At 47.9% G+C, this 20,213-nt stretch carries 16 protein-coding genes; 2 read left to right on the forward strand and 14 right to left on the reverse strand.

Annotated features, from left to right (window positions below):
• Positions 1-136 precede the first annotated feature (136 nt).
• Positions 137-1,648 (forward strand): tryptophan halogenase family protein, encoded by a 1,512-nt coding sequence (locus tag Q1A69_RS16355; protein WP_299587711.1) that lies wholly within the window; start codon positions 137-139, stop codon positions 1,646-1,648.
• Between the two features lie 71 nt (positions 1,649-1,719).
• Here Q1A69_RS16355 and Q1A69_RS16360 read toward each other — a convergent pair whose 3' ends face one another.
• The 5 genes from Q1A69_RS16360 to Q1A69_RS16380 form a co-directional block, all read right to left on the reverse strand.
• On the reverse strand, positions 1,720-2,019 hold the full coding sequence (locus tag Q1A69_RS16360) for a hypothetical protein (RefSeq protein WP_299587715.1): 300 nt from the start codon (positions 2,017-2,019) through the stop codon (positions 1,720-1,722).
• 64 nt (positions 2,020-2,083) lie between these two features.
• Positions 2,084-3,889 (reverse strand): VCBS domain-containing protein, encoded by a 1,806-nt coding sequence (locus Q1A69_RS16365; protein WP_299587718.1) that lies wholly within the window; start codon positions 3,887-3,889, stop codon positions 2,084-2,086.
• A gap of 319 nt (positions 3,890-4,208) precedes the next feature.
• A complete protein-coding gene (locus Q1A69_RS16370; RefSeq protein WP_299587720.1) occupies positions 4,209-6,398 on the reverse strand; it encodes a hypothetical protein in 2,190 nt (729 codons plus the stop codon).
• Between the two features lie 3 nt (positions 6,399-6,401).
• A complete protein-coding gene (locus Q1A69_RS16375) occupies positions 6,402-8,399 on the reverse strand; it encodes a DUF3857 domain-containing protein (protein ID WP_299587722.1) in 1,998 nt (665 codons plus the stop codon).
• Positions 8,400-8,783: 384 nt separating this feature from the next.
• On the reverse strand, positions 8,784-9,638 hold the full coding sequence (locus Q1A69_RS16380) for a DUF3014 domain-containing protein (RefSeq protein WP_299587725.1): 855 nt from the start codon (positions 9,636-9,638) through the stop codon (positions 8,784-8,786).
• A gap of 263 nt (positions 9,639-9,901) precedes the next feature.
• Here Q1A69_RS16380 and Q1A69_RS16385 point away from each other — a divergent pair, with 263 nt between their 5' ends.
• Positions 9,902-11,566 (forward strand): alpha-amylase family glycosyl hydrolase, encoded by a 1,665-nt coding sequence (locus Q1A69_RS16385; RefSeq protein WP_299587728.1) that lies wholly within the window; start codon positions 9,902-9,904, stop codon positions 11,564-11,566.
• Positions 11,567-11,646: 80 nt separating this feature from the next.
• Here the strand turns inward: Q1A69_RS16385 and Q1A69_RS16390 are convergent, their stop codons facing one another.
• The 9 genes from Q1A69_RS16390 to Q1A69_RS16430 all read right to left on the reverse strand — a co-directional run bounded on the left by Q1A69_RS16390 (position 11,647) and on the right by Q1A69_RS16430 (position 20,085).
• Positions 11,647-12,489, reverse strand: a complete 843-nt coding sequence (locus Q1A69_RS16390; protein ID WP_299587730.1) for a universal stress protein — start codon at positions 12,487-12,489, stop codon at positions 11,647-11,649.
• 970 nt (positions 12,490-13,459) lie between these two features.
• The gene (locus Q1A69_RS16395; RefSeq protein WP_299587732.1) at positions 13,460-13,846 is read right to left on the reverse strand and encodes a RidA family protein; all 387 of its coding nucleotides are present in this window, start codon (positions 13,844-13,846) and stop codon (positions 13,460-13,462) included.
• Between the two features lie 521 nt (positions 13,847-14,367).
• The gene (locus tag Q1A69_RS16400; protein ID WP_299587734.1) at positions 14,368-14,871 is read right to left on the reverse strand and encodes a GNAT family N-acetyltransferase; all 504 of its coding nucleotides are present in this window, start codon (positions 14,869-14,871) and stop codon (positions 14,368-14,370) included.
• A 69-nt stretch (positions 14,872-14,940) separates the two neighbouring features.
• Positions 14,941-15,264 carry a hypothetical protein gene (locus tag Q1A69_RS16405; protein WP_299587737.1) on the reverse strand — a complete coding sequence of 108 codons (324 nt, stop codon included), beginning with the start codon at positions 15,262-15,264 and terminating at the stop codon, positions 14,941-14,943.
• Between the two features lie 786 nt (positions 15,265-16,050).
• Positions 16,051-16,284, reverse strand: coding sequence for a hypothetical protein (locus tag Q1A69_RS16410; protein WP_299587740.1), 234 nt, complete (start codon positions 16,282-16,284; stop codon positions 16,051-16,053).
• A gap of 785 nt (positions 16,285-17,069) precedes the next feature.
• Complete coding sequence (locus Q1A69_RS16415) at positions 17,070-17,795, reverse strand: alpha/beta hydrolase (protein WP_299587743.1); 726 nt, start codon at positions 17,793-17,795, stop codon at positions 17,070-17,072.
• A gap of 89 nt (positions 17,796-17,884) precedes the next feature.
• A complete protein-coding gene (locus Q1A69_RS16420; RefSeq protein ID WP_299587746.1) occupies positions 17,885-18,337 on the reverse strand; it encodes a hypothetical protein in 453 nt (150 codons plus the stop codon).
• Positions 18,338-19,134: 797 nt separating this feature from the next.
• Positions 19,135-19,491, reverse strand: a complete 357-nt coding sequence (locus Q1A69_RS16425; protein ID WP_299587748.1) for a hypothetical protein — start codon at positions 19,489-19,491, stop codon at positions 19,135-19,137.
• An 81-nt stretch (positions 19,492-19,572) separates the two neighbouring features.
• Entirely contained in the window at positions 19,573-20,085 is a 513-nt protein-coding gene (locus Q1A69_RS16430; protein WP_299587750.1) for a hypothetical protein, read from the reverse strand.
• Positions 20,086-20,213 lie beyond the last annotated feature (128 nt).

Consider the following 20,213-nt stretch of genomic DNA (forward strand, 5'->3'; position numbering starts at 1 on the left):
TTTGACTAATCTTGTATAAACCGGATTGTTGATAAAAAACCGCCCGCCGAGCCATGCTCGTCGGGCGGTTTTTTTTCGATTAAAAATCGTGACGTGCCCCAAGGTTAAGCGCGACGATAATAATTTGAGAAACGTTATGAACAGCCAAAATACAAAAGTTATTATTCTTGGCGGGGGGACCGCTGGTTGGATAACCGCTAATCTGATGGCGACCCATTGGCGGGATAAAGGGTTTGAGATTACCCTGGTGGAATCACCGGATATCGGCATTATTGGTGTTGGTGAAGGGTCAACACCATCGCTGAAGGGTTTTATGGAAACTATCGGCGTGAGCGAGGCGGAGTGGATGCCGCACTGTAATGCTACCTATAAAGTAGGTATTACTTTTAAAGACTGGTCCATTAAGCCAGGTTTTTCTGAGTATGTGCATCCGTTTGTGGGTCAGCCAGATCAGTTTAATATTCCGGCATTTTTTCATAACAGCTTTCTGCGCAGAAAAGGTATCGACCTTGAGGGGCATCCGGATCATTTCTTCCTGGCAACGGAAATGATCCGGCAAAAATTATCTCCAGTAGCACCGGAGAACTTTCCCTTTGATATTGCCTATGGTTACCATTTTGACTCCGGTTTGCTAGGCCAGTTTTTACGTCGTGTTGCCGAAGGAAAGGGTGTTAACTACAAGGCGGCAACGGTTGCCGGTGCTATGCTCGATACCCAAGGTAATATCGATCACTTGAAAACTACGGATGGCGAGGTGCTCAAAGCCGATCTCTATGTTGATAGCTCCGGTTTCCGGGGAAGCCTGATCCAGCAGTCCCTGAACGTTCCCTTTATTAGTAGTGCAGAGAGCCTATTTAACGATTCTGCAGTTGTATTCGCTACGGATCAGGAAAAAGACTATGCCGCACATACGATTTCTGCGGCGATGAAATATGGATGGGTCTGGAAAATTCCCCTGACTCACCGCAATGGTAACGGTTATGTGTACAGCTCCAGCTTTATCGATGATGACAAGGCCGAAACTGAGTTTCGTACGCATTTAGGCCTGCTCGATAGTGATGTCGAGGCGCGTCGGTTAAAATTTAAGGTGGGGCGGGTTGCCCAGCACTGGGTAAAAAATTGCCTAGCAGTGGGTCTCTCCCAGGGGTTTATTGAGCCTCTAGAGGCCACTGCCTTGGACATGGTACAGGAAACTGTGGTGCGCTTTATTGAGGCCTATAATAACGGTCATTACACCGATCAGTTCAGGGATGATTTTAATCACCGTGTTAGCGCCCGCTTCGATGCCGTGCGCGACTACATTGTGGGTCATTATCGCATTAGTTCGCGAACGGACACGGATTACTGGATCGCCAATACGACCAATGAAAAGATATCGCCCTCTCTACGTTCGATACTAATGTCCTGGATGGCTGGTAAGAATATTACCGATGAATTATTGGAACAAAAGCTGGATACTTATTTTCCCGATACTTCTTGGAACTGCCTTTTGGCGGGAAAGGGGCTTTATCCAAATCGTGAACAGCTGCGTCCAGGCAGTGATCTGGCACACAAATATAAAATTGAAGATATCCGAGAGTTTAACCGGCGCTGTGCTTTAAACTTTAAATTACATAGGGATCAGCTGCTTACACTGCAGCAATCTTGAGTTGCTTGTTTTGAAGAAAAGTTAAATGGAGAGAGAAGCCGGAAACTGTTGTTGTCCGGCTCTTCGTAAGATTATTCGTCTTCGACTTTTTCCAGTTTCTTGCTTTCTTTCAGGTGCAGCATTCGTTTATCACCGCGCTCGCCACGAATTCTTACCCGATCACCGGATTTCATGCCTTTGCGTTTAACCTCTTCGGCATCAATAAAGTAGTAAGTTCCGCTGGTTTCATCCTTGAGGCTGAAACGACGTTCGACCTTGCCGGTTTTAAAGTCTTCAGAGATGACTTCCTCTAAGGTTCCGGTGACGACTTCCTCTGCCTGACAGAAAAGGCTAAAAGTAATACTGAGTACGAATACTATAATTTTATACATAAAGTGTACCTTCTAAATTTAATGATTGGCGACGGTGGTGGTTCCCAGATTATTATTGCAGTCCTCAATTATCATATTGGACTGTTATTACTGCAGATTGATCGGCGTCACTGTTAGATTTGTAAGTAATGGTAATGCCAGCACTGTTATCTTCAAAGAAATCACCTGGACTCTCCAGTACGGCCACATGATTTGAATCTATATCATTTAAATAGTGAATGGTCACTGAATTTGCATAGTGAGAGTTTGGATTCAGGATGTTGTGGCCAACATGGTAGTTAACATAGTAGTGGCTCCGACCATTTTTGCTGCCGTTACTTTGCACTTTGAGCTGTTGGGGGAGAGTCCCAGAGAGTTCGCCAGCGGTCAGCTCAATGGCTTGGATTTCTATATCCTGAATACTGCCAGTAACCTGGTTGACGGTAGTACTGTAATCAGGAGATAACTTGTACCAGCCCATAACTTCCCTGTGGGCACTGCCAAACAGGCGAGATTTTGAGCGGTTGCCCATTAGGGAGCCGGCGGTACCGTATTCACTTTCAGCCCTGCCGTCGTTATCTTCGTCCCACCCCGCGTGGCCTAGGCCAATATTGTGACCCAGCTCGTGCCCCATCACTAATTGATCGGTGCGTGCGGCAACCACACTCCACTTACCGCCTACAGAGGCAATACCGGTGCCGATCAGGCCGGCATCCTCGGCTTCTGAGGGGTAGATATAGACCTGATGGCGCCAGTCACTGAGATTCAAGGGCTGGCCGTTATCATCAACCATCGTGTCACGGGCCCACTGGTGGGCATCGTCTCTCCAGGAGAAGCCGCCATCGGTGTATTCTCCACCCTGGCCTTGGCGTGCTTGGGCACTTGCAACACTTAAAATCCCCCCATTTTGCGGGTCTGGAATACTGTAAGTGATACAGTCAATGGAGCTTTCTTCCACGCCCTGCTGACCGTAGCAGTAGTGGGGGAGGTCTTTACTGTCGATTCTATGTCTTAGAAACTTGAGTTGCCCCTGGGAGTTTTCCAGGTAGGCATTATCGAGGGAGTCGACATCATTGAAGACCATATCTGCGATATCGCTAACGCCCGCTTCTCTGGTGGCGATTGCGTCGGAGAAGTTCATAAATATAAAAACGATACTGCTTTCAGTGGGATCTGTGGTGGCAATTGAAAAAGTCACCGATTGCTCACTGCCATCGGTCAGCAGGAACTTGATGGTATCCTTACTGGTTTCCCCTGCTTTTAATACCCCAGCGTTGCTATCGAGTGAGTATGCCCAGGTTCCATCGTTTTGAATGGTAAATTTACCGTACTGACCATTAATGGTGTCTGCCCTGAAGAGGGGAGTATTACCGTCGACATCCTCAATTTTTAATTGGCCGGAGGCGCGCTCTTTGTTATTCAGCACCAATGTAGAGAGGGGGACGCTTGGGGTGAAGGAATAGGGATCGTCAGCGCCGGTTATCTGAATACTAATTTTGGTGGTGTCACTGCCGCTACCAACGCCGAGGGTAAAGACATCGCTTGTCTGCTCATCGAGATCCAGCGGATTGGCCAGGTCGCTATCCAGCGTATAGCTCCAGTTGCCATCTTTAGAGACAGTCAATGAGCCGTAGCGGCCTTGAAAGCTGGTATTTTCGAAGGTCTGAGAGGGGTTGGCGGCGTCAACCAGTTTGCCACTCGCAGAGGCTGTGCTGTCTTCTACAACGCGGCCTTCGCCGCCGCTAATGCTTATCCCCTGGCTGCTGCCACCGCCACTGCTATCTACTTCAGTTTCAGGGTTTCCGTCACCATCGCCACCAGAGCCACCGCCGCAGGCCGTCAGGAAGGCCGTTAGGCTGATCGCTGAAAATAGTTTTATCGATTCGTTCATATTGCTCTCGAAATCTACTTGTAATTTTTCGCAGGATTATAGAGGGGTGATTTTCTTATTCTGTGAAATTGGGTGGATATTCGGATTTTAATTTGGGTTTTAGGGGCTGATGGATATTTAGTATTCATAGAGAAAAAAACAAAATGATAGGGGAAATAAATTTCTTAATTACCTGTCAAAACATGTATTTTTTGCACGAAAAACTTACATTGGCGGATAAAAAATATCCGCTATTTCACTGGTGTGTCAGTAATGTGCATAAGTGGGGGCAAAGCGACCAATCTGACCATTGACCGCTGTATTGGCAAATACTGAAGGGTTATTCAGTTTTTGATAAGAGGCTCACCAGTTCCCCTATTTCCCACTCGTTGCAAGATTGTGACTCCTGACACCTTTGTAAGGTGCGCTTTATGGTGCTATTTCCGCTTTGCTCGGAGGCCAATTTCAAGAAATGTAGGGCCTTTTTCAGATTGTAATTGGTAAGGTCACCGGAACTGTAGGCCCTGGCCAGTTTTAAAGAGGCGCCGGTATGGCCCAGTTCAGAGGCACTTTTATACAGTTCAAGGGCCAGCTCCTGATCCTTGCTTACGCCCAGCCCCTGCTCATACATGCGACCCTGGTTGAAGAGGCCATACATGGAATTGCGTTTTGAGGCGTGTTTAAACCAAGTCAATGCGTCAGTATAGTTTTGCTCACCGGTCTCTTCACCTAAGCTAAGAAATAACAACCCGAGGGCATTCATAGCGTCCACCGATCCGGCTTCTGCGGCCTGCTTCAAGTAACCTATTGCCTGTTGCAGATTCCGTTCTACTCCCAGACCATGTTGATAGAGTAACCCCAGGTTAAAACTGGCTCTGGCTGACCCCTGTTGTGCAGCATATTGGTATATTTTGAGTGCTCGCTGGTAATCCTGCTCAACGCCCGCGCCCTTAGCAGAGGCGTAGCCCAGACTGGTGATACAGTCGAGGTGGTTGACCTTAGCGCAGAGGGCATACCAGCCATAGGCAAGCTCGTGATTGGTCGGTAGTATTTTTCCGGTGGCATTTAGAGTGCCCATGCGAAATTGTGCCGGCAGGTGCCAGCGCAGTGCAGCCGCCTCAAAATCCCTAAGGGCAGATTGGGAATCTTGTCTTTGTTGATAAAGACCGTTTTCAGCAATTTTTCCTCTCAGATGCAAGGCCATAGGGAAACCGGCCTCGGCGGCCTGCTGCAGATAATACATGCCCTCCTCGCTCAGATTTTCATCGGCGACCTCAAGCAGATATTTACCATAGTAAAATTGTGCTGGAGGAAAATTCTGTTCTGCCGCTCGGCGGAGTAGCCTTTTAAAAGCGTCTTGTTGTGCGGACGGGCCCTGTAGGTGGAAGCCAGCCAGTTCAAACAGTGCCGGGGCATAGTCATGGTTTGCCGAGGCTTGGAGGTAATGTTGTACCTGCTCCTCCCTGGACTCGCTGTATTGAGAAGATGACAGTAGCAGGGCCATGATGTACTCGGCCTCACCGCTATCCATAGCTTGCGCGGCACTTGCCAGTAATTGTTTTGCTAGCGGCGTATCGGTTTCAATGCCGAGGCCGATTTGAGTGATATAGGCCAGTATGACTTTGGCCTCTTGCAGACCTTGGTCTGCGGCGGCAACAAACAGCTGGGCGCATTCATTCAGAGTAAACTTTGTGCTTTTACCAGCAAGGCACAGATTGCCAAGACTGATACTCGCACTAATGGAGCCCATGCCGATCGCTTCTAGGTAAGACTGCTCCGCCTGTAGGAATTGCCCTTCGGCCTCTTGAACTTGACCGATGGCATGGCGTGCGGCGTAATCAGTTTCTGCCATTGGCTGGATAATTTTTTTATAAAGCGCGTCAGAGAGACCTGCAAAGGGGTACTTAATCTCAAGTAGGCGGTGCAGGAAACGGGTATTGTCAAAATATATTTTTCTGACCTTGCTATTCTCTGGATCGCGCACATTGTAAATTTTATATAAACCGTTGCGGCTCGCAGCAAATTCAAAATAGCTATCGATGACTTCATAGCCTGACAAGCCGAGTAGGTCCTCGGCATCGCCCCAGCTGGCGATTTCATAGGCACTGTAAAAGGCGTCGCCCCTGCGGGTGGACAGTACACCGGTGGCGATAAAGTTGAAAATATTTTGGTGATAATTGGCCTGCGTATTATTTCCGGTGGACTCATAGCACTCGGTGGCACTCAAGTGTGGTAGTAACGAGATACTGTTGAGCTGAGTAATTTCCTGCCAATTTACTTCGGTACAGGTTTTCTGCCCGGACTCGATGGCTGCCATTTCTCCCTGGTAGCGCTGCTGTGCCTCGAGAGTTTTCAAGGATTGAGGCGATTCCAGGTAATGGCGCCAATAAGTGTCATAGAGGACGGAGTTCGGTATTTGCGCTACCTGTGCGGTTAAAGTCGACAGCGGATCTGTTGATGTTTCAATCACAGTTTGCGAGGTGCAGGCAGAGAACAGTAGGGCGATCGGTATCAGCAGCAGTTTTTTCATGTCTTATTTCCTGATCAGAGATTTAATCAGGTTTTTCATTTCCTGGCTGTTGCTGCGCTCGAGGGAGGCTTCACTCTTGGCCCAAAACTTATATTGTAGTGCTGTGTCGAGCTGCTTGAACTGCACCAAATATTGGGGCACATCCTGTTGCTCGACATGATCGGTTTTCGATTTAAAGGCGTACTTGACCTCTAGCCCATTCTTCAGCCGCTTTGCCCTGCGGGTAAAGGTGAACCAGGGGTTGTCGATACTGATGGTGTCCAGCTCTTCCTGCCAAAGTAATTCGCCGCGAATACGTACTGTCGCACTCTGCAGGACATCGACAGGGTGTGCCAGGGCCAATGGGGTCTTGCGAATAGGCCGCTGGGGTTTTGACAAGTAGGGCACGATGGCGGAGCCGTATAGAGAGAATATCTTGCGCGCGGAATGCAGCTGGGCAAATTCACTGATTTGGTAGTGTTCGGACACTTCCAGCTGGTTCTCCTGCAGGCTGTCCTTGTAAAGGATTTCTGGATTGGCGTTTACTCCTGGATAGTAGCCGGCAATAAAATTGGTATAGCTACTTTTGATCTGCTCGGAATCTGCGGAGAGGAAAAACTGGCGCACCTGCTCAGCCTTTAGGTGCGTAAAGTGTGAGCGCACGTGCAGGTGCGCGCTGTTCTCTGCGGCATCGATCTCAAACTGTTCCTCGATACGGGCGCTGAGGCTGGCGACTCTCTCTGAACTGGGCTCCATGGCTTTGAGGCTCTGGGTATGTTCTGCGATAGGCAGTGCCAGTTCGTAGTCGAAAAACCCCTTATGTTCGATGTCGATACCCTGACCGGACGCGGTGGCGTCCACCCAGTATTCGCGGTCATTTAATATGATCAAATTGATCACATGGTTAAAAGTCTCGGGGGAGGGAATATCCCGGCCGATGTCCCGCCCGCGAGAAGAGGATACCAGGGCAGGGTAGGACTCAACCCCGAGATGAGCCAACATGCTAGTGAGCAGCAGGGCTTTGTCCTTACAGTCTCCGTAGCGTTTCTGGAGGGTTTCCTGTGGAGTTCTAGGCTGATGCGAGTTGATACCCAGCTCAATGCCAAAGTAGCGGATATCTTCCTGTACATATTCGATCGCCTTACTGACGGCGCCCTCGAGCCCCAGTTGTGCCCGCCAGCTATCCAGTGTTTTTTCCAGCGCCGCGGGCAGCGATCGATCGACCTGATAGAGCTCCAGGGCCCATTTATTGACCTCTGCCCAAGTATCGTAGCCAGAGTATTGGAAGTAATTCAGGGGATCGTGCCAGTAGGGGTATTCACTCTCTGCCAGCACTCCCGCCACATCCCTCAGGTCGAGTGTGTAGGCAAAGTTGCCCTGGTGGCGGGTTTCGCTGACGGGAACGGCATGGTGGTTAAATCGGTAGTTGAGCTTTTTGTCACTAATTACTTTTACAAGGCGGCGGTCTACCGCCTGAGGCCAAGAGAGATAGAGACGGCCAAAATCGTTGCGCGCAAAGATTGGATTGCTGCCATCGATGGTGTAGGTGTAACGGATGATATCGCCTGGGCGGATATCCTCGAGGATATAAAGTGCATTCCACTGCTCGGAATAGAGTTTGCTGGATAACTCTTGTTCGGATTGAAAAAGCTTGAAAGCATCCTCTTTTAAACGATTCAGGCGCTCACCGTCACGCTGGATGCTGATGTCGTGCACCAGCAGCTTTTGGAAGGCTGGATAAAAGCTAAAATTCAGCTCGGCAATTTCATTGACGCCCTGCTGGTTCAGCGGCTCCATAATTACTTGGAAATAGTATTGCTGCTCTTTACCCCAGTGGCGTATCTGAGAATTCAACAGATGCACGCGCACGCTCCCCTGCGCCGGGCGTTTGGAGACCACTGGCGGTAACACTTCAACCCAGTCGGGGGCTGCACTGAAAAAGAGTTCCGGGGCCGCTTGTGCGAGAGAAGTAAGAGCGATAAACACGGTGGCCAGTAGTTGGCCGTGAAAACGGTATTTCAAAGTGAGCCTCTAGGGTTATTCACGGCCATGGTTACCCACAGCAGGTGTTTATAGGCCGGAGGTGAGTTCAGGCGCTCGATGGGCAGAGGGTCTCGATGGGCAGAGGGTATAGAGAGGGGCAGGGGATTACCGGTTGGGACCGGCAGATCGATAGCTCCTCCTGAACTTCTCGATAGTCGCCCGAACATCCTGGCGCAGCGCCGAGCGGTTGTTGGCTGCAGGCACACCTTTAAGCGGCTGTTATCGCAGCAATATACCTGAACAAAGGGGGAGATAATATTGGGTTGGCCGAGGGTAATGGCTGAATGTGGATAAAAAGGCGTGCTTAGGACAGTGCCCCTCCAAGGCTGTTTGTCTCGGGAGGGGCGCTTGTCGGGTCGGGTTCTACTGGGACTGCTGGGGTTGCTGTACCGGCATGGCTTCCAGCTTTTCCTTCAGCTCTTTGAGCTTTTCCTTTACCCGTGTGGCGTTGTCTGGGCCCATGCGAATCATCAGCTTCTGCACGCCGGGCAGCTTCTCCAGTTTGGGGTCGGCAAATTTATAGTATACGGATGGGCGCACCAGTTTGATGGGACCCTCGACTTCCGGGGCCGCGAGTACTTTGTCGATCGCCTCAAGCACCACTTGGTGGAAGGTTTTATTGCGAATACCCAGTTCGCTGTAGGCCTGTGCCAGGCGTGGATACCAATACTGGTAGAGACCCACGGCGGTATCGGTATTCATCAGGGCGAACAGACGCACCGGCTGGTCGTAGCGACGGTAATTGTCCGGTGATAACTGATAGCCCTCTATGGAGGAACCGCTGACAACAATCGGGCCGCGGATGGTCTTCAGCGGGCGATGCTTATGGATGAGATCCCCACGAGAGCCAGAGTTGGCTGCGGCCACCCACTTGCGAATGACTTCGTCAGTTACCAGCCAGCGTGACAGCGCGTTGTCCGGAGCGAGGCTTTCCAGATCGTCGTAAGCGGCCTTATCGCTCTCATTCAGTGGGGGTGGGGGCTCCCTGCCGGGCTCTTCCACCGGCGCAGGTTCCTGAGGTTCTGGGGCGGCAGCCTGTTCTTCAGGTTGCTCGAGTGTTCCGGGCTCAGAGGTAGTCTGGGGCTCCTCAATGACTTTAATTGAGGGAACTTCGTTCTTCTTATCATCACTGGTCCACAGCCAATAGGCTGCTGCAGCGACAACGATCACCACAATAATCCCGATGATCCACCCATGCCTAGACTGATGTTCCGACATTCCCTGCCTCCTTTTGCTGCTATCAGAATGTGACGCTTGGACCACGGCAAAGCGCTTCGGTTTCTCCGCGGTGTCTGAGTTTTACCTTACTCTCCATGAGGGCCGGTCGCAAAGCGGATTTGCCTTGGCCCTGAGCCGTTGCGAAAATTGAGGCCGTCAGAGTTTGAAGACTGGCTACGCCCCCGCCTGGGAGGATGTGTGAATCCCACGGCCAATTAGAGTTGGCTGGTAAAAATATGCGCGGCGAGATAAGAGAGAAAACAATGGTTAGATGCACCAGCTTACTGATTGGTCTATTTCTTGGGGTAGTGCAGATGCTGGGGGGCGTGCACACAGCACAGGCCGCTATGCCGGTTGATCCCTTTTGGCGCAACGCCACCATCTACTTTATGTTGCCGGACCGCTTTTATAATGGCGATAGGGGCAATGACTTCCCCTACGGGCGCAAGGATGACGCGGCATACCTGCGCGGCTTTGCCGGTGGTGACCTGCGCGGGATAATTGAAAAGATCGAGGCCGGTTATTTTAATGAGTTGGGAGTAGATGCTATCTGGATGTCCCCGGTCATCGAGAATATTCACGGTTACAATGAGTCCGACAAGCGCACCTATGCCTTCCACGGCTACTGGCCCAAGGACTGGACCGCGGTGGATGCCAACTTTGGCACCGAGACCGAGTTGGCAGAGCTGATAGAAGCCGCGCATAAGCGCGGTATTCGTGTGTTACTCGATGTGATTCTCAATCACACCGGCCCAATAACCGCAAAGGATCCAGAGTGGCCCGCCAGTTGGTTGCGCAAAGGCGCGCAGTGCGATTGGTCTGATTACGCCGGCAATGTGGAGTGCGCGATCCACGCCAATCTCACCGATATCCTCACCGAAAGTGATGAGCCCGTGGACCTGCCGCCACAGCTTGTGGATAAGTGGAAACGCGAGGGCCGCCTGGCGCAGGAGCAACTCGAGCTGGATGCATTTTTTACACGTACCGGCTATCCGCGCGCGCCCAAATATTACCTGGTCAAGTGGTTGACCGACTGGGTACGGGAGTACGGAGTAGATGGCTTCCGTGTCGACACGGTAAAACATGTCGAGCCCGAAGCCTGGGCAATTCTGAAAAAAGAGGCAGACCTGGCTCTGGCCGAATGGAAAGCGAAAAACCCACAGAAGAAACTGGATGACCGGGATTTCTTTATGCTGGGTGAGGTTTACCATTTTGGTGTAAATAATTATGGCCCCACCGTTGGTCGTGTTTACGATTACAGTGATCAACAAGTGGATTTCTACCAGTACGGTTTCGACAGCCTGATCAACTTTGATTTTGCCCAGGTGGCCAGCCAGCCCGCCGAAAATATCTTCTCCAGCTATTCCGCTGCACTTAACGATGGCGAGTTAAAGGGTTTGGGGGTGCTCAACTATCTGGGCTCCCACGACGACCACCACTCCTTCGACCGCGAGCGCAAACAGACCCACAATGCTGCCAGTAAATTGATGCTGGCACCGGGCGCGGTGCAGATTTATTACGGCGATGAACTTGCGCGCCCCATGACCGATGCCCGAGCCCATGGCGATGCGGCCATGCGCAGCCCCATGAACTGGGGCGACCTAAAAAAATATGAAACCCGCGCACTGCTCACCCATTGGCAGAAGCTCGGCCAATTCCGCCGCGCGCACCCCGCCGTGGGCGCCGGTGTACACAAGAAACTCGCCGATAAGCCCTACACCTTTGCCCGCACTCTAGCGGGGGAGCCGCCGGTGGTGGTGGCAATGGGCCTGCCCAGCGGGGAGAAGCGCATTTCTGTAAAAGGCGTGTTTGCCGATGGTGCGGTGTTAACAGATTACTATTCTGGTGAGCGTGCAAAAGTCGAGGGCGGCAATGTTACTTTTAATACCAAAGGGGATCTGTTGCTGCTTTCAGCTAAGTCAAAATAGCCCCAGTTTTTAACAGACCCAGGAAAGAAAAAGCCCGACAAATTATTGTCGGGCTTTTTTGTGGCGCTTTCGACGAGCTATTACACGTCGGTGTTGGTGAACTGGTTACACACCATCACATCCACGTCCAATTGGCCGATCACCCGCTCGGCGGTATTACCACGTAGTAGCGAACCGGTTTCACCGAACTGGTTGAGTGTGCCCATTACCACCAAATCCGCATCAATTTCCTTTGCCACGGTTTCCACTACATCGCTGGTATAGCCCTGCTTCACGTGAATGCGGTGGGTGGGCACACCGGTCTTATCAGCGAGCTTGGCCAGGGCGCCCCGATCCGGATAGCGCATGGAATCCAGGAAGGCATTCACCAGGTGCAGCTCGGCACCATAATGGCCGGCGATATAGGTGGCGCGCTCGCTGATCTGCCGATTTAGCTGGCGCTGTTCCAGGGTCTTCGCCTGGTAGTTCACCGTAGCCAGAACTACTTTACGCGCCGCCTTGGCGCCGGGGCGAATCAACACCACGGGGCAGCGTGCGGTTTTCAAAACCCGCCACTTGGATTCCGCGAAGGTAAAGCGGCGGGTGGATTTCTTGTGCACCGGTAGGTAGATCATTTCCGCATTGCAGCGCTTGGCCTCCTGTACGATGGCTGCCTGCCAGTCACTGGACCAACACACAGTTATCTCACAAGTGAGGCCGGCGGCGGAAATGGGGTCGCGAATCTGCTCGCGGAACCAGGATTCATCGCGGAAGAGGTGGTCGTTCACTGCGCGGGTATCCACAGCCTCTCCGTTCACCGCGACAAACACAGCCAGACGCGGCTGCGGGTTGCGCCCGCGAGAAGTGCTCATTGCCCGCTCTAGGGCCACATGCTTGTCATCGTTGGGGTCCACGACCACGAATACGGTATTTTGCTGCTCCATCTTTCCTCCAGAACAATGGCTTTTTCCGGTCTCTGCCTTGTGCAGTTGACTCTTGGGTCTACGTTATCATGGGGCGTCTCTGACGCGGAGCATTTACCGCTTTAATGCGTTGAAAAGCGCGCCATTGAGGCCTTAGTGCCGGCGTATGATGAAGTAATGGGGGAAATTCGTATTGAGCCAGATCAAGAGGGTAATTCAGCTCAAGAGGCCTTGAGCAATGGAGGTAAATTTACAGTCGTTTTTTTCGGGTTTTGTATTGGCTGCATTTAGTCTCCCTCGATATTGCCCAGTGTGTCGACGGTTGTGGGAGTCCCGGCTTAATGAACCGATAAACGAACAATAAGGCTTTACATGGAATACTTGAAAGCCCTAACCATTTAAGCCTATATTGGAGACCCCGTTGTGTCACTTTCAGAGCTTCATAATTAATTATTAAAATGGTTTCAATTCTGAGTTTTTCTTACTGCCAGCCACGATGTTCATATTTAGAATTCGCGCCAAATAATTGAGTGAAGATGTCATGGGAGGTCTCAGCAGTAATACCTTCTCTTCCGATGGAAATCTTCTTCATTAGCCTGTCGTTCTTTCCGGTTCAGCAGTACCAAAATAGTTATTATACGCTCTAGCTGCTTAGGTTTGATCTTCCAGTTCTTTGACCTCAAAATTTTTTATAAATATTGTTTGGTATCGCACACCCAGAGATAGTAAAAATAAAGATTGTTTTTATCATGGTTTTAGCTTGAAAAATAATAAACCTATAGGTGAATCAACGATTCTTTTGGTTTGACTCAACGGATCTCTATCGTTCCGGCGTGAAAAATAAAAATATGACTCCATGAATTGGAAAGTTCTATAGGAGGTCATATGCGAAATTGGCAGAGCTAGGCTCATGGGAAACATTATTGCAGATCCTTGATGGTGTTTATATTCAATTATCGAAAGAAAACGTTATTTGGAGCTAAGAAAGTTGTTATAACGCTGATTTAATAGCATCCATTTCAGTTTCTACCAACCAATTTGGATCGATAAATCCATTTACTTCCACGAATGTACAAGCTGGACGTTGTTGTGAAAAAAATTTTCCATGAGCCTTAGCGGATTCTTGCCATTGTGAAATATTTGTGAGCATGATACGTGTACGTATGACATCTTTAATGCTACCGCCAGCTTCTATTATGGCCTGCAGCGAGAGCTCAAGACAATATCTGGTTTGTTTGTATAAATCACCAATAAATACTGTTTTTCCGTTATCAATGGGAGCTGTTCCAGAAACCGCTATATAGTTATCAATCCGACTAGCATGAGAAAATCCGATAGGCACTTCAAAATGAGAACCAGAGTTAACGAGCTTACGCATGTGAGGTGTCCTTTTTATGGGTGACTTGGAACTCTAACGCCATAATAAGCCCCCGAAAGGAACGTAGTGTATAGAGGTCAGATTAATTGGTTTGCTAGCAACGATTCGAGCTTGACATCTTTCGCTGCCAGCCATTCTATAACATTTTTTTTAGAATTCTTGCAAGATATATTGGGGGCTCTTTTTTAAATTGTACAATATTTGTAGTATCAAACCATGCACCATTTGAGATGACGCCCGTAAGCGAAAGAAGATCCGGAATATTATCAAGAGAGTTAACAGCAGTAGCTATCGCACCTCCTTCAAAAATTGACAATATTGGTTTTGGCTATAACGACCCGAATTTTATCGATATTTATTGAGGTTTCATTTGTCTCATATGCTAAGCAAGGGGTAAGAAAAAGTCGTATAAATACGTTTAGACAAACTAATCTCTATGGATTTTTCATGCTTTTAACAGCTGGCGCCTCAATTATTTTCCGAAAGGAGCGAGGTGTATTGAGATCGAATTGATTGGTTTGTTAGACTGGTTTCGGTAATTTATAGATATCTCTACTTAAGCCGTCATTGAACTTAGTCCGCCTGGTTTTGATGCCTCCTAATTTTTTTACCAAAGAGCGTGCTGCAATATTTTCATCATTCATGTAGGTTTCAACTTTATCCCATTTGAATTCATTGTACGCGTGTAATAAAACTGCTTTAGAGGCTTCTGTAGCAATACCTTTTCCACGATTGTCAGGCGCTACCCACCATGTAAGCTCTGTAGGCCAATACCTTCCTTGCCAAAAGCCACACGTTCCAATAAAGCTATTCGTTGATTTTAATTGGATGGCCCACACACCAAAACCTAATAAATACCATGAGCCAAGATCGGCTTTCAATCTAGCCCAAACTTGTTCTTCACTGATGGGACCACCATACATTCTTGATGCTTCTGAATCCGTGTAGAATCGTTTGTACACATCAAAGCAATCTAAACATGGAGGGACTAATTTGAGCCGTTTTGATTCTATTGTTGGTATCATATGCTTCCTATGACAGCCTAAGGCACGAGCGTTTTTCACGTTCTGTGTATTTACGTGTAGCTACCGTACTTAACGAATACTAATGATTTTAACCATGCAGTAATTGCATTGAAGTTTTGCATTAAGGTCTTGGGTTAATGGCTTTTTTATAGAGCCTGTAAATGCGCTCATGCCATCTGCAATCATGATAAATTCTGCGGCCTCGTTATACATAGACAAAACAGCGTACTCTTTCGCTCCAGCGGTTATATCTGCGGCCGTACCCTCAGAGCCTACCTCTGCAGTATTTACGCATGAAAGCGGATTCTTGGCAACGAGATTCCCTTTATTTTCGTAGTTAGTGAACTGGGAATTACCAGTGCATCCAGCTAAAAACAAAGTAAAAACTCCCATTCAAAATTTATTCATGGATTCAATGCTCCTTGGTCAGCAAATATGTAGTTAAAGGGATGTAGTAGGCAGTCCAGTGGAGGTCTTATTTTTGGTCAGAACACATTTAAACGTATTTTAATAAGTGAATTAGTCTCTAAGACTAGCGAATATATTAACATTAGGGTTATTCCTATCTGGTGAAGGCCTATGTCTGCACTATTTTCAGTAGCCCAATTTAGGTTGGCTAAAATTTTAGACAGTGTTTTCTTATCCATGGCGACCCGTATGAAATTCGCCCGGCCTAGGGTATCCCGCGGAGTTCCGAAGTAAACGACTTTTGCTTATATGGATTTTCTGGATACGCCTTACACCGAATATTGCTGGTGCTAGACTACAAATTTAACTTTCTGTCTTTACCCAGAATTAGATCATAAAGGAGTTGATCTTTAAATGTTTGATTCTTTCGCGCTTCATCATATTTCCTTTGCTCTAACATCTGAGCTCGAGGTGTTTTTCCTAGGTTTTGGATGGCCTGGTTGCTACTAGGAATAGCGATATATGAATCGTCAGACCAAAGATCAGCATACAGTAGATCCTCTTGACTCGCACATCCAACTCCACATATAACTATGGATAGAGTCATTGTAAAAATAAATTTCTTAATCATCGTCGTTCTGATACCTTAAGTGAACCGTAACGCCCATAATTCAGGCGAGTGAAGCGAGGCCAGCCCATTCATTTTGTGAGCGACATGTGAAAATATTTTTTGTGTGAATTAAAAGCGTTGGAAATATATACTTCTTGGGCTTATTTTTTTGGGGGGAGTTTAGAAAATAAGATCAGTGCTAATCCAACCAAAAACGCAGCTGCTGCTTGGTACCCAGATCCTTTCGATGGAACAATTTTATAAAAAATATTCGGCTCGCGATCTGTGAATAGATCAAGAATATACTGCCATACACTAACTGGGAGAAAGCCTAGTAAATAGAGGGCCGTATAAACGATACACAAAATTCCAAGCCAAAAAGAAAGCTTCTTCATTAATTTATACCTAACTTGGGTGCGTAACGCCTCCCATACGGGCACGCGTAAATATGTCCGAGCAGTTTTGTTGTGTTGCGACGGGTTATACTATTCACCACCCCAAGTTATAACATCCTTCCACTCATTACGGGCTTTCAAATTTTCACATCGTATTAATGACAAGCCGTCGCCAATCGATACAACAAAGCAAAGTTGTGCTACAGAATCGACTTGGTATAAAATTATATTTGAACCTTTGAATCATAACTTTCCCAATACATCCCATAATTTCCCTTACTCACCTCACCTCACCTGCAAGGCTAGGACAGGAAATGCTAACTAATATGAGGGCTAATAATTTTTTCATCTTATATTCCTTTTGATTTAACGACCAACGCTGGGGCGGGCTTGTAGCTGCGCTGCAGCGGAAAGGTTGTTACGGCCCCGTAGGGGCGATAGTTTCTTAGTATTCACAAAGACAACATAAGTAGAAATAGACGGTCCATGTGGATATGGATAGAGAACGGTACCCTTTGGAAGAGCTCCAATTGCAATAGGGGCCTCTTCTAACACCAGTGGCTGTGTGAGCGTCACAGAATCATTCTCCTTACTCCAAGAACTCCTACACCAAAACCGACCATAATCAATATTGCTGCCACTAGAAACCGAATTATCACTTCAACGCCCTGTACATACAACGCTGCGCACAGCCTCGGAAAATTATGGATGCTTTATGCACGATAATAGAAGCGCAGCGACCGGGCAAAAAGTGCGCAAAGTTGGCCGTCGGCTACAGCGCATTGTTAGCTCGCGGTGCCCCTGTGGGCCGCGATTTCTTTAAAAATTCGATTGAACTCCGAAAGTTCTTTGTCTTCAGCTAGTTCAATATGGCTCGCTTGGGGGGAAACGCGAATTTCCGACCTGGGCAATTTCCCTGCTAAATCTCGAATGCTCTCAATAGGAGCATTTTCATCTTCCTCTCCGTGATGGATGTACACGACTGGTGAACGCTGAAATTCGATTGACTCCCACGAACCAAGAAGAACTTTAAAATCAGACCACGCACCATGAGCCAATTCTTCTGAAAGGCCCAATGACGTGAGGTAGTCAATAGCTGACCTATAGCTATTATTTCGGAAAAATTCTAAGAGCTTTAATGTAGGTGGCGATTTTACCTTCTCGACAAAGATACTAGGAGTACCCATAGATGCTAAAAGATAGCAAGAATGAACGACATCAAAATAGGTGGTAGAGAAGTGAATCGCGAATGGGCCACCTCCGCTTCCACCAATTACATGGCATATATTGATTTTATTTTTTTCTAAATACGCTCTCGTCTTATCTGTACACTTGGAGAATGAGGGAGCAGAATCAAATTCGTCGTACCATGGACGGGTAGGACAAATTAGCCGAATACCAAATTGAATCGCGAGGTTTGAAAACTCCTGACCAGAATCACCTTTCTGTGGAGTTCCCGTGAAGAGAACAACTGGTACACCGCCGGAGTCACCAAATTCATGGACGTTCATCTTTATTCCTTAAGAGTGCTAGCGCGTAGCGAGTCCAGTGGAGGCCGCGCTTTTCACGGCCGGAATGGTGCTAGAGTGGCTTGTTATGTTCATGACCAAACTAACCCTACCTCAGACGTCTCAGTTGAGCAGCAAAACATCAAGTTACACCCATGGCTACTCTGCAGCTTTATTAAATCTCGCATCTCCTCGATAGCTTTAACCATTTCCTGATAAAACTCAGGATTCTTTGGCTTACGAGGAACATCTACTTCTGATGCATTAACAAGTGCAAAATCACCAACCATTAAGCTCCTACCACTGATGGCATTCCATGATGCTGCAGATTCTATATCTCCATCATCTACCGCTCTCATAAATCGCTCATTAGAAAATTTATTACTAGACATAACAGCTCGCAATGAAGACTCAACTGTGTCAATGCATACCGTTGCCACATGCGACTCATGGTCATGACACAAAGCAAAGGTATATATATCTAATTCACGAGTTTTGGCCTTTCTAAGCCCTTCATAGATTATTTTTTTAAATTCTTCTCTCATAATTACCACAGGCTAAAAAACATAACGCCTAAAGCACCTGCGTCAAAACTAAAGCGAAGCGGCGGTTTTGACGTCGGGTGCCTTTACTTGGTACGCCCAGCATGGGCGTGAACTAATGGGGTGAGAGTCCCCTGTAGGTGGATCACCATTTAATGGGTTCCATTAAATGCTAACTACTAGCGAATGGCAACTGCAATACCGCGAGGTCTTGTGGGGAGGAAGCCGCTAGCAAAACTACGAGCTGACGAACAGAAACATCCTATAAGGCTTAGCCTGGAGGCGAGGTGGCCAAGGACACCGAAGCCATGTGATCTAACGGGTAGAGTAAATGATGCAGTTGTGTAGTGAAAGTTCACGTTCTTATCTGGGGAGATCTGTTTAGTTTGCTGCTGTGAAACTGTCAGCGTGGCCGCTGACTCATAAGTAGGCCCAACCCGCTAGCCACCATCGCGGGGGTAAACAAAAATGGTGGGACACAGCAGCGCCTCGGTCAGTAATGGTCAAGGTGATTAAACAGAAGTCAGCCGACGGCATAGTAGCCAAATGCCAAGATTAATACCTTGGACAGGGTGAAGGCCTGAACCCAAAATCCACGAGTTAAAAGACAGGGCTAGCCTACTGATATGTTTCCAGTCGGATAAGTTGAGGTAGCGCACTGCCATGATACTCAACTCAAATGAAGAGCTGCTCGACGCTATCGTTGGGTAGAGATTCATTACGGATAGGGAACCGCCCATTGCGGACCCGCACGATGGGTGGTGTGGGGGCCGGTAGCTAAAAACTACCGGCTACCCGATTTATGGGTTGCCCCACTTGCTTAAAATATTGTCGAGCGCTTTAACAACCTTCTCGCGCTTAACGCCCTTATTTATACCCTTTGGCAACTTCGAGTACCACGGGTGCCAATAATGTTCTAAATCATGGCCTTCTTCTCGAGTAGAAGTGTGTACAGACTTTAAAAAGTATTCTTTGCATTCTTGTACTTGATAAGTGCTCGCAAACTGAAAAGTGAAATTACATACATCCGCAAAATAGACCCATTTTTCAATTAGATTATCTCTTGAAGCATCAACAGGAACACCACCCTCATTTCGAGTACTCATATAATCGATGTGCTTTTTTGGGTCTGCGATTTCTCGCCATACTCTACTCATTATTTTTTAACCCATAACGCCAAGCTCACCCGCGGAGGCGCGATAGCGCCGGAGTCGGGTGCAGCTTTTTGTTAGGTTACTCTACGCGAGTTGCTCAAACAATTCATGATCGCGCAAAAAATCACCGATTTGGTTTGGCACATAAGCGAACTCGAACATATCTTCACTAAGAAGATCGATTAGTTGGTTTTCACCTCTAATTCGCGAATACTCGAACAGAAAGGCAATGAATTCAGAACTAAAGCTGTCAGAATACTGTTCAAATTTCCAAACAATCTCGTCGCTTCCATCCATGAACTTTATTTCAATTAAATCACCATCCATCTTGGATGTAAGCCCTTCAAAACTTAGCTCGCCGTCAGAAAAGTTCTGAAATCCGTTTAGGTACCCTTCATAGTCGACATTAGCGTCTTGGTCAGTTCCGATGTCTTCTGGCCAAATTTGGCCCATTGATTCTTCTGAAATATATCGCTTCAACTCATATAGGGCATCATGAACTGAGGCCATATCATCGATTTTCGCATTTTTTGGCGCAAGTGAATGCTTCTTTAATAATTCCTTGAACTCTTCGGAAGACTTTTGTGTAAATTCCATTCTTTACTCCTTGATTTAGTTATTACTATTCGATGGATCAGCGCTAAAACCTAACGCTAAGATAACCTGCGCTGCAGGCGGCAAAAAAATGACCTGGCATTGAATTTAGGCCGAACTAAAGAGGCCCA

The organism is uncultured Microbulbifer sp., from assembly GCF_947498635.1.
GTDB classification, from domain to species: Bacteria; Pseudomonadota; Gammaproteobacteria; order Pseudomonadales; family Cellvibrionaceae; genus Microbulbifer; species Microbulbifer echini.

Coding starts and splice junctions, on each gene's coding strand:
- Q1A69_RS16400 (WP_299587734.1), bottom strand. CDS start 14,871: ATGATACCAACAATAGAATCAAAACGGCTCAAATTAGTCCCTCCATGT.
- Q1A69_RS16385 (WP_299587728.1), top strand. CDS start 9,902: ATGGTTAGATGCACCAGCTTACTGATTGGTCTATTTCTTGGGGTAGTG.
- Q1A69_RS16420 (WP_299587746.1), bottom strand. CDS start 18,337: ATGAGAGAAGAATTTAAAAAAATAATCTATGAAGGGCTTAGAAAGGCC.
- Q1A69_RS16425 (WP_299587748.1), bottom strand. CDS start 19,491: ATGAGTAGAGTATGGCGAGAAATCGCAGACCCAAAAAAGCACATCGAT.
- Q1A69_RS16415 (WP_299587743.1), bottom strand. CDS start 17,795: ATGAACGTCCATGAATTTGGTGACTCCGGCGGTGTACCAGTTGTTCTC.
- Q1A69_RS16370 (WP_299587720.1), bottom strand. CDS start 6,398: ATGAAAAAACTGCTGCTGATACCGATCGCCCTACTGTTCTCTGCCTGC.
- Q1A69_RS16355 (WP_299587711.1), top strand. CDS start 137: ATGAACAGCCAAAATACAAAAGTTATTATTCTTGGCGGGGGGACCGCT.
- Q1A69_RS16395 (WP_299587732.1), bottom strand. CDS start 13,846: ATGCGTAAGCTCGTTAACTCTGGTTCTCATTTTGAAGTGCCTATCGGA.
- Q1A69_RS16405 (WP_299587737.1), bottom strand. CDS start 15,264: ATGGGAGTTTTTACTTTGTTTTTAGCTGGATGCACTGGTAATTCCCAG.
- Q1A69_RS16360 (WP_299587715.1), bottom strand. CDS start 2,019: ATGTATAAAATTATAGTATTCGTACTCAGTATTACTTTTAGCCTTTTC.
- Q1A69_RS16410 (WP_299587740.1), bottom strand. CDS start 16,284: ATGAAGAAGCTTTCTTTTTGGCTTGGAATTTTGTGTATCGTTTATACG.
- Q1A69_RS16430 (WP_299587750.1), bottom strand. CDS start 20,085: ATGGAATTTACACAAAAGTCTTCCGAAGAGTTCAAGGAATTATTAAAG.
- Q1A69_RS16380 (WP_299587725.1), bottom strand. CDS start 9,638: ATGTCGGAACATCAGTCTAGGCATGGGTGGATCATCGGGATTATTGTG.
- Q1A69_RS16365 (WP_299587718.1), bottom strand. CDS start 3,889: ATGAACGAATCGATAAAACTATTTTCAGCGATCAGCCTAACGGCCTTC.
- Q1A69_RS16390 (WP_299587730.1), bottom strand. CDS start 12,489: ATGGAGCAGCAAAATACCGTATTCGTGGTCGTGGACCCCAACGATGAC.